7 protein-coding genes are annotated in these 8878 nt (G+C 74.6%); 4 read left to right on the top strand and 3 right to left on the bottom strand.

Annotated features, from left to right (window positions below):
* The first annotated feature begins 168 nt into the window (after window positions 1-168).
* Window positions 169-1215, top strand: a complete 1047-nt coding sequence (locus HTZ82_RS12490) for a PHP domain-containing protein (protein WP_175409421.1) — start codon at window positions 169-171, stop codon at window positions 1213-1215.
* Window positions 1216-1533: 318 nt separating this feature from the next.
* Here the strand turns inward: HTZ82_RS12490 and HTZ82_RS12485 are convergent, their stop codons facing one another.
* Window positions 1534-2559, bottom strand: coding sequence for a hypothetical protein (locus tag HTZ82_RS12485; protein ID WP_175409420.1), 1026 nt, complete (start codon window positions 2557-2559; stop codon window positions 1534-1536).
* Between the two features lie 299 nt (window positions 2560-2858).
* On the opposite strand from HTZ82_RS12485, the gene HTZ82_RS12480 reads away from it, so the two are divergent.
* Entirely contained in the window at window positions 2859-3707 is an 849-nt protein-coding gene (locus HTZ82_RS12480; RefSeq protein ID WP_175409419.1) for a helix-turn-helix domain-containing protein, read from the top strand.
* 66 nt (window positions 3708-3773) lie between these two features.
* Window positions 3774-4760: a glutathione S-transferase family protein gene (locus tag HTZ82_RS12475; protein WP_254711807.1), complete on the top strand. Its 987-nt coding sequence runs from the start codon at window positions 3774-3776 to the stop codon at window positions 4758-4760.
* Between the two features lie 40 nt (window positions 4761-4800).
* Here the strand turns inward: HTZ82_RS12475 and HTZ82_RS12470 are convergent, their stop codons facing one another.
* Window positions 4801-6195: an NADP-dependent succinic semialdehyde dehydrogenase gene (locus HTZ82_RS12470; protein ID WP_175409417.1), complete on the bottom strand. Its 1395-nt coding sequence runs from the start codon at window positions 6193-6195 to the stop codon at window positions 4801-4803.
* A gap of 125 nt (window positions 6196-6320) precedes the next feature.
* A complete protein-coding gene (locus HTZ82_RS12465; protein WP_175409416.1) occupies window positions 6321-7214 on the bottom strand; it encodes a glucose 1-dehydrogenase in 894 nt (297 codons plus the stop codon).
* A 130-nt stretch (window positions 7215-7344) separates the two neighbouring features.
* On the opposite strand from HTZ82_RS12465, the gene HTZ82_RS12460 reads away from it, so the two are divergent.
* The coding region (locus HTZ82_RS12460) for an FHA domain-containing protein (RefSeq protein WP_175409415.1) at window positions 7345-8878 on the top strand (1534 nt) is incomplete at its 3' end.

Here is an 8878-nt window from a genome sequence, read left to right as displayed (position 1 = left end):
GGTGCTGCGGGGTGGCGGGCGGATGCGCGGTGGGGTGCCGTGGCGGGGGCTGCGTGGTGCGCGGGGTGAGGGTGCGGTGCTGGCGTGGGTGTGGCGGGCCGGTGTGGCGTGGGGTGCGGTGCGGGCCCGCGTGCAGGCGTGGCGGGCGCGGGTGAGGGTGGGGGTGTGATGGATCCTGTCGAGGCGTTGGAGCGGATCGCGTTTCTGCTGGAGCGGTCGCTGGCGCCGTCGTACCGGGTACGGGCGTTCCGCGCCGCGGCGGCGGCCGTGGCCGCGGCGGGCCCGGAGGAGACGGCAGCGCGTGCGGCGGCCGGGACGCTGGAGCGGCTGCGGGGCGTCGGCCCGAAGACCGCGCAGGTGGTGCGGGAGGCGCTGGCCGGTGACGTACCGGCCTATCTGCGGCGCCTGGAGGACGAGGCGGAGGAGCCGCGGGAAGGCGCGGGCGCGGCGCTGCGCGCGCGGCTGCGCGGCGACTGCCATCTGCACTCGGACTGGTCGGACGGCGGCAGCCCGATCGAGGAGATGGGGCGGACGGCGGCCGCCCTCGGCCACGACTGGGCGGCGCTGACCGACCACTCGCCCCAGCTCACCGTGGCGCGCGGGCTGTCGGCGGACCGGTTGCGGGAGCAGCTGGATGTGGTGGCCGGGCTGAACGAGCGGTGGGCGCCGTTCCGGCTGCTCACGGGCATCGAGGTGGACATCCTCCCCGACGGTTCGCTGGACCAGGAGCCGGAGCTGCTGGAGCGGCTCGACGTGGTCGTCGCGTCGGTCCACTCCAAGCTGCGGATGGACGCGCCCGCGATGACCCGGCGGATGCTGAAGGCGGTACGGAACCCGCTGGTGGACGTGCTCGGGCACTGTACGGGGCGGCTGGTCACCGGTGGCCGGGGGCGGCGGCCGGAGTCGGAGTTCGACGCGGAGCGGGTGTTCGCGGCGTGCGCGGAATCCGGTACGGCGGTGGAGGTCAACAGCCGCCCGGAGCGGCTGGACCCGCCACGGCGGCTGCTGCGGCAGGCGGTGGCGGCCGGGGTGTTCTTCGCCGTCGACACGGACGCGCACGCGCCGGGGCAGCTCGACTGGCAGATCCTCGGGTGCGCGCGGGCCGAGGAGTGCGGGGTCCCGGCCGAGCGTGTGATCAACACCTGGTCGGCCGACGAGCTGCTCGGCTGGACGAGGACGCGTGAGGCGCCGGCTTCGTCGTCCCGCGGGGCCTGAGGCCCGGGCGGAGGGCATGGCGGCGGGCCGGGAAGTGCCGTATCACGGGGGACGTACCGATGATGTCGGCTTTGGTTCCGCGAGGCCCTGGCAGTGACCTCGAGGTATCCGCGCGATGCCCGGCAGGGCACGCTGCCCGTACCCTGCACTGCCGGTTCTGGCATGAGGCGCGGATAACGACCCCCGTAATACCGGCGTCGCGGACGGTCGGCGGTCTGCGACGGGCCGGTGACCTCCGGCCTCGTCCAGGATGCAGCAGCGGCTCGCGGATTTCCCCTGATGCTTTTTCAGTGAAAAAGACAGGCCACGGCGTTCCGGTCAACGGGGCACGCCGTCGCCGTCCCGCGTCTGCTGCCGTTCCGGGGACAGGGCCCACTGGTAGGCGAGTGCGGCGAGGGTGGTGACGCCCCAGCGGGCGCGGAGGCCGCCCAGTTCCTTGGTGAGGGTGCGCAGGCCGATGTTGAGGCGGCGGGCGGTGATGCGCTGGTCGACGCCGGCCGCCGTGTCGATGAGGATCTCGCGCTGACGGTGCGTCAGCCCTGTGCCGTCGGGCGGTGCGGCGCGCCGCGGGTCGCCGTGCCAGACGTCGGCGCGGCGCCAGGCGTCCTCGAAGCCCTCCGCGACGAACGCGACGAACGCGCGGTCCACGACGTGCCAGGCGGCTGCCCGGGGGCCCGGGCTGCCGCCCCCGCCCACGTGGTCCGCGATGAACGCCTGGCGGCGGTCGACGACGACGCACTGCTGGAAGGGTGCGACGAGCGTACGGAACCGGGCACCCCGCGCGGACATGACGGCGGCCCACTCGCGTGCGGCGGGGTCGTCGCGGGCGCCGTCGCCGTACAGGACGCGCAGGCTCACGCCGCGGGCGAGCGCCGCACGGTCGCGGTCGCGGGCCTCGTCGTCGCGGGCGCCGCCGCGCGGCCCCACCGGGTCGGCGGTCAGCACCTCGGTGTCGGCGCAGCCGACGGCCTCGCCGACGCGGGCCGCGACCTGTTCGGGCCCGGCGAGGAACTCGCTGCTGGAGCCGGAGCGCCACTTGGCGCGTTCGAAGTGCAGGCTCAGCTCGTCGCTGAGGTCCGGGATGGCGGCGGCACGGGCGGCGCGGGCCGCCAGGTCGCGCAGTTCGTCGTCGAGGCGGCGGCGGCCCGCCTCCTGCGGGTCCAGGGCGATGGGCCGGCCGGGGCGGTCGGGGTCGACGATGACGAGCCGCCACGCGACGAGTTCACGCAGGGCGGGCGCGTCGTCGGGGCCGACCGGCTCGTCGCGGGTGATCCGTGCGTAGAGCGCTCTGGCGGCCGGCGACAACTCCGCCTCGCCACGCGCCGAGTGGTCCTTTTCGGTCATGTACGCCCCTGTTCGCGACTGCGTGTGTACGCCGTGCGCACACACGCACCACGCGGGCACTTGATCGCCGGCGCACGACGCGCCAGCGTACCGGTGCGGCCGTTCACGGCCGCCGCCCGGACGGCGGCGGACCAGAGGAGGCCGTTCCTCCGCATGCCCATGAACGGACGCACGCCGATGCGACACCCCCCACCCCGCCGCGGCCCTCCGCGGGGGCCCGCGTACCGTCACCGTTCCGTTCACCGCGGCGGCCGCCGTCGACCAGGGCGCGTCCGCCGCTCCTGGGGGAAGAGACCGCCATGGACAAGGTCGCCCTGCGCTTCCTGCTGCGGGAGCGCCGCGCCCTGATCGCACCGGAGAGCCACGGGCTGTCCCGGCCCACCCGCCAGGGCCGCCGCGCACCCGGGCTCTCGCAGGCGCAGATCGACCAGCTTCTGCACCGCGCCCCGGACACGTACGGCCGCCTGGAGTCGGGCCGCTACCCGAACCCGCCCGTCGACCTCCTGGAGGACGTGGCGCGGCTCCTGGGCATGAACGAGCACGACTGGGTGGCGCTGTGGCGGTACGCGCTCGGCCAGGACCCGCCGCACCCGCTGCACCCGCGGGCGGGCGAGGTGGTGGCCGGCGTGTGGCAGGAGGCGCTGGACGGGATGGCCCACATGGCATACGTCAGTGACCGCTCGTGGAACCTGCTGGCGTTCAACGAGCCGTTCGCGGCGCTGTTCCCGGGGCGTCGCGTCCCGGACAACACGATGCGCTGGATGGCCGTGGACCCGGAGGCGCGGGCGGTGCTGACCCGCTGGGAGACGGCGTGGGCGCCGCTGGTGCTGCCGCAGTTGCGGGCCGCGCTGGCGGCGGAGCCCGGGAACCCGACGCTGTGCGGGATCGTCAAGGAGGTGCTCGACGATCCGGTGGCGGCGCGGATCTACGAGTCGGCGAGCGCCTACGTCCACCCCGACGGGGGCGAGCGCCCGGTCTGCCACGCCGAGCGGGGCCCCGGCTGGGTCTCCGTGTGCGCCGCGCAGCCGATGGCCGCGCCGCGCGCCCGGCTGGTCATCCTGCCGTTCCGCCCGGCCGGCCGTCCCCGCGCCCGCCCGCGCCCGCTCCGCGCCAGGCCGGCGGCACCGTCCCGCGACGGCGCCTCGTAGGCGGGTGCGGCGGCGAGGGGCGGCATGCGGCAGCGTGTGGCCGGCGTCGTGGGGTACCCGGGCGGCATGACGGATGACGGACGGTTCCGGCGGGGCCCGAGCCGGTTCACGGACCGGATCACGGCCGACGGGCGGGACGGAGGCTGGCCCGTGGAGCCCGGCCGCTACCGGCTCGTGGTGAGCCGGGCCTGTCCCTGGGCGAGCCGGTCGCTGGTGGCGCGGCGGCTGCTGGGGCTCGAACGGTCCCTCTCGGTGGCCGTGGCGGATCCGATCCAGGACGAGCGGAGCTGGCGGTTCACCCTGGACCCGGACGGCCGCGACCCGGTGCTGGGCATCCGGTTCCTGTACGAGGCGTACGAGGCGCGGGAGCCCGGGCCGCACGACGCCGTGAGCGTGCCCGCGATCGTGGACGTACCGAGCGGGCGGCTCGTCACCAACGACTACCAGCGGATCACCCTCGACCTCGCGACCGAGTGGGCCGCGCTGCACCGGCCGGGCGCGCCCGACCTCTACCCCGAGCACCTACGCGACGAGATCGACGACCGCATGGGCGGCATCTTCCGGGACGTCAACAACGGTGTGTACGAGGCCGGGTTCGCCACCACGCAGGAGGCCTACGACGAGGCGTACGGGCGGCTGTTCGCGCGGCTCGACCAGGTGTCGGAGCATCTGGCGGGGCGGCGGTACCTGGTGGGCGACACCGTCACGGAGGCCGACGTCCGGCTGTTCACCACGCTGGTGCGGTTCGACGCGGTGTACCACGGCCACTTCAAGTGCAACCGCAACAAGCTGACCGAGGACCGGGTGCTGTGGGCGTATGCGCGTGATCTGTTCCAGACGCCGGGGTTCGGCGACACCGTGGACTTCGACCATATAAAGCGCCACTACTACCAGGTGCACGAGCATATAAACCCGACCCGGATCGTGCCGCGCGGTCCCGATCTGCGGGGCTGGCGCTCACCCCACCACCGTGAGGAGCTGGGCGGGCGGCCCTTCGGGGACGGGACGCCGCCGCCTCCGCCACCGGAGGACGAGGTCGTCGTACCGCTCTAGTACACGCTCACGCCCGCGTCGTACCGCTCTAGTAACACGCTCACGCCGCCGCCTGCCAGACCGTCTTCGCGTTGCAGAACTCCCGTATCCCGTGGCCCGACAGCTCGCGCCCGTACCCCGAGCGCTTCACGCCGCCGAACGGCAGCGCCGGGTGCGACGCGGTCATGCCGTTGACGTACACGCCGCCCGCCTCCAGGTCGCGTACGCAGCGCGCGACCTCGGCGTCGTCGCGGGTCCAGACGTTGGAGCTGAGTCCGAAGGACGAGTCGTTGGCGATGTCCAGCGCCTCGTCGAGGCTCGCCGCGCGGTACACGGCGGCGACGGGGCCGAACGCCTCCTCGCGGTGGATGCGCATGGGGGGCCTGACGCCCGTGAGGACGGTCGGCTCGTAGTACCAGCCCCGGACCAGGCCCTCGGGACGGCGGCCGCCGCAGCGTACGGTGGCGCCGCGGCCCACCGCGTCGTCGACGAGCTCCTCCAGGTCGGCGCGGCCGCGTTCGCTCGCGAGCGGGCCGACGTCCGTGGCCTCGTCCATGGGGTCTCCGACCTTCAGCGCGGCCATCCCGGCCGTGAACCGTTCCGTGAACGCGTCGAAGACGTCCGTGTGCACGATGAACCGCTTGGCGGCGATGCAGGACTGGCCGTTGTTCTGGGCGCGGGCGGTGACCGCGGTCGCGGCGGCCCGGTCGATGTCGGCGGACGGCAGGACGAGGTACGGGTCGCTGCCGCCCAGTTCCAGGACGGTCTTCTTCACCTCGTCGCCCGCCACGGCGGCGACCGACCGCCCGGCGCCCTCGCTGCCGGTGAGGGTGGCCGCGGCCACGCGCGGGTCGCGCAGGACCCGCTCGACGGCGTCGGCGCCGATCAGGAGGGTCTGGAAGACGCCTTCGGGGTAGCCGGCCCGGCGGAAGAGCTCCTCCAGGTAGAGGGCGGTCTGCGGGACGTTCGACGCGTGCTTCAGGAGCCCGGTGTTGCCGGCCATCAGCGCGGGCGCTGCGAACCGTACGACCTGCCACAGGGGGAAGTTCCACGGCATGACGGCCAGGACCGGGCCGAGCGGCCGGTAGTGGACCCGGGCGGTGGCCGCCCCGGTGTCGCGGACGTCGGCGTCGGCGGGGCGCTCGTCGGCGAGGAGGCCCTCGGCGTGGTCGGCGTACCAGCGCATGGCCTTGGCGCACTTGGCCACCTCGGCGCGGGCCGCCGTCAGGGGCTTGCCCATCTCGGTGGTCACCCTCCGCGCGACGTCGGGCGCATCCTGCTCCAGCAAATCGGCGGCGCGGCGCAGGAGCGCGGCCCGCTCGGCGAAGGAGGTGGTGCGGTACGTCCGGAAGGCCGTGGCCGAGGCGGCCACCCGCCGCTCGATCTCGGCGGGCTCGAACGGCGGGAACGTCCTGAGCGTCTCGCCGGTCGCGGGGTTCACCGTCGCGATGGGCATGGGCGGTCCTCCTCGGGGTGGCCCGGACGCTCGCGGCGTGCCGGGCTGGCTGCCCGTACCGGGTTACCCGTGCGCGTACGGCCAACCCTCGCGGCGTCCCGCCGGGCGGGCGCCGCAGCCGCAGGTCACGGCAGTGGGGTGCCGCCCGTGGCGTTGACGATCTCGCCGGTGATGTAGCCCGCGCCTCGCGAGGCGAGGAAGACGTACGCCGGGGCCATCTCGGCGGGCTGCGCGGGCCGCCCGAGGGGCGACTGCTTGCCGAACTCGGCGGTCTCGGGCATGGTCGCCGGGATCAGCGGCGTCCACACGGGCCCTGGCGCCACGGCGTTCACGCGGATGCCGCGCGGGGCGAGCGACTGGGCGAGCGCCTGGGTGAACGTGACGATGGCGCCCTTCGTCATGGCGTAGTCGAGGAGCGGCGGGCTGGGCTTGTACGCCTGCACGGACGCGCTGTTGATGATGCTGCCGCCTTCCGGGATGTGCGGGAGCGCGGCCTTGGTGAGCCAGAACATCCCGTACAGGTTGGTCTTCATGACGCGGTCGAACTGCTCGGTCGTGATGGCCTCGATGCCGTCGGGGCGGGCCATCTGGTAGGCGGCGTTGTTCACCAGGACGTCGATGCGGCCGAAGTCCGCGACGGCCCGGCCGACGAGGGCGCGGCACTGCTCCTCGTCGCGGATGTCGCAGGCCACGGCGACGGCCCGGCGTCCCGCGGCCTCGACGAGCCGTGCGGTCTCGCGGGCCTCCTCGTCCTCCTCCGGCAGGTGCGTGAAGAGCACGTCGGCGCCTTCGCGCGCGTAGGCGAGGCAGACGGCGCGGCCGATGCCGGAGTCGCCGCCGGTGACGACGGCGGCGCGGTCCTGGAGCTGCCCGCTGCCCCGGTAGGTCTCCTCGCCGTGGTCGGGGCGCGGCCGCATGGGCTCGGTCCAGCCGGGGTGCTGCTGGTGCTGCTCCGGGAAGTCGGGGCGGGGGTAGGCGGTGACGGGGTTGCGGGGCGCGTGGGCGGGGTCGTCGGTCATGGCGGCCTCCTGGCGTGCGGGGGTGTTCGGGTCGCGCGGCGCGTGTCGCGTGTTCGTGTCGCGTTCCCGCGAGGCCGGGCGGCACACGGCGGGCCAGGCACATATCCGTACAGAAAGATAAAATCCCCTCATGGGAGAGCGGCCCGTCGTACCCACCGCGCCGGAGCTGGTGCTCGACGTCGGCGGGGACTCGACCGTGCTGCGTCCGAGCCGCGTCTACCGCGTCGGGCGCGACCCCGCGAGCGACATCGCGCTGGCCGATGCCCGGGTCTCGTGGCACCACGCGGTGCTCGGCCCCGAGGGCGACCGGTGGACGGTACGGGACGAGGGCAGCACCAACGGGACCTACGCGGACGGGCGGCGTGTCGCCGGCGCGTGGGACGTCGGGCCCGGGACGGTGCTGCGGTTCGGGCATCCCTCCGACGGGCCGTCCGCCGTCCTTTCGGCCGTCGAGCCCCCCGCACCGCCGCCCGCGCCCCCAGTCGCACCCGCACCCGCACCCGCAGCCGCAGCCGCAGCCGCACCCGCGGATCTCCCCCGGCCCTCCTCGGTGTCGCTGCCCGGGGCGACCGGGACGTTCCGGCGGCCGACCTCGGTGCGGCCCCTGCCGGCCACGGCCGTACGGATCGGGCGCGGCGCCGACAACGACGTGGTCATCGACGACCTGGTGGTCTCCCGCCGGCACGCCGAGCTGCGGGCGCACCCGGACGGCACGTACTGGATCCACGACCTGGGCAGCCACAACGGCACGTTCCTCAACGGCCGCCGCGTCGACACCGCCCGTGTCACGGCCGACGACATCATCGGCATCGGCCACTGCGCGTACAGCCTGGTCGGCGGGCGGCTGGTCGAGTACACCGACACCGGGGCGGTGTCCCTGGACGTGCAGGAGCTGGCGGTCACCGTGGACGGAGGCCGCAGGACGCTCCTCGACGGCGTGTCGTTCCCCGTCGGCGAGAAGTGCCTGCTGGCCGTCGTCGGACCGAGCGGCGCCGGCAAGTCGACGCTCCTGAACGCGCTGACCGGGCTGCGGCCCGCCGACCGCGGCACGGTGCTGTACGACGGGCGGGACCTGTACCGGCAGTACGCGGAGCTGCGCCAGCGCATCGGCCTCGTCCCGCAGGACGACATCCTGCACCTCCAGCTCACCGTACGGCGCGCCCTCGGGTACGCCGCCGAGCTGCGCTTCCCTGAGGACACGGCGAAGGAGGAGCGGCGGGCCCGCGTGGACGAGGTGATGCGGGAGCTGGGCCTCGAACAGCGCGCGGACCAGCCGGTGCACAGCCTGTCGGGCGGGCAGCGGAAACGCGTGAGCGTCGCGCTGGAGCTGCTGACGAAGCCGTCGCTGCTGTTCCTGGACGAGCCGACGTCGGGGCTCGACCCGGGCATGGACCGCTCGGTGATGCACATGCTGCGGGGGCTGGCCGACGACGGGCGCACCGTGGTCGTCGTCACGCACAGCGTGCTCAGCCTCGACGTGTGCGACCGGCTGCTGGTGCTGGCGCCTGGCGGGCGGATCGCGTACTTCGGGCCGCCCGGGGACGCGCTCGGCTTCTTCGGCTACCCGCAGTGGCCCGAGGCGTTCGAGGCGTTCGAGAACGAGCGGGACCGGGACTGGGCGGACCAGTACCGGGGCTCGCCGTTCCACGAGCGGTACATCGCGG

Source organism: Streptomyces sp. TRM64462 (assembly GCF_013362995.1).
In the GTDB taxonomy this organism is placed as follows: domain Bacteria; phylum Actinomycetota; class Actinomycetes; order Streptomycetales; family Streptomycetaceae; genus Streptomyces.
Note: the sequence above shows the minus strand (reverse complement) of the source record. Positions and strands in the feature narration are given on the sequence as shown.

Excerpts from the sequence above, each read along its gene's own strand:
- HTZ82_RS12490 (WP_175409421.1), top strand. The coding sequence starts at position 169 with ATGGATCCTGTCGAGGCGTTGGAGCGGATCGCGTTTCTGCTGGAGCGG.
- HTZ82_RS12485 (WP_175409420.1), bottom strand. The coding sequence starts at position 2,559 with ATGACCGAAAAGGACCACTCGGCGCGTGGCGAGGCGGAGTTGTCGCCG.
- HTZ82_RS12480 (WP_175409419.1), top strand. The coding sequence starts at position 2,859 with ATGGACAAGGTCGCCCTGCGCTTCCTGCTGCGGGAGCGCCGCGCCCTG.
- HTZ82_RS12475 (WP_254711807.1), top strand. The coding sequence starts at position 3,774 with ATGACGGATGACGGACGGTTCCGGCGGGGCCCGAGCCGGTTCACGGAC.
- HTZ82_RS12470 (WP_175409417.1), bottom strand. The coding sequence starts at position 6,195 with ATGCCCATCGCGACGGTGAACCCCGCGACCGGCGAGACGCTCAGGACG.
- HTZ82_RS12465 (WP_175409416.1), bottom strand. The coding sequence starts at position 7,214 with ATGACCGACGACCCCGCCCACGCGCCCCGCAACCCCGTCACCGCCTAC.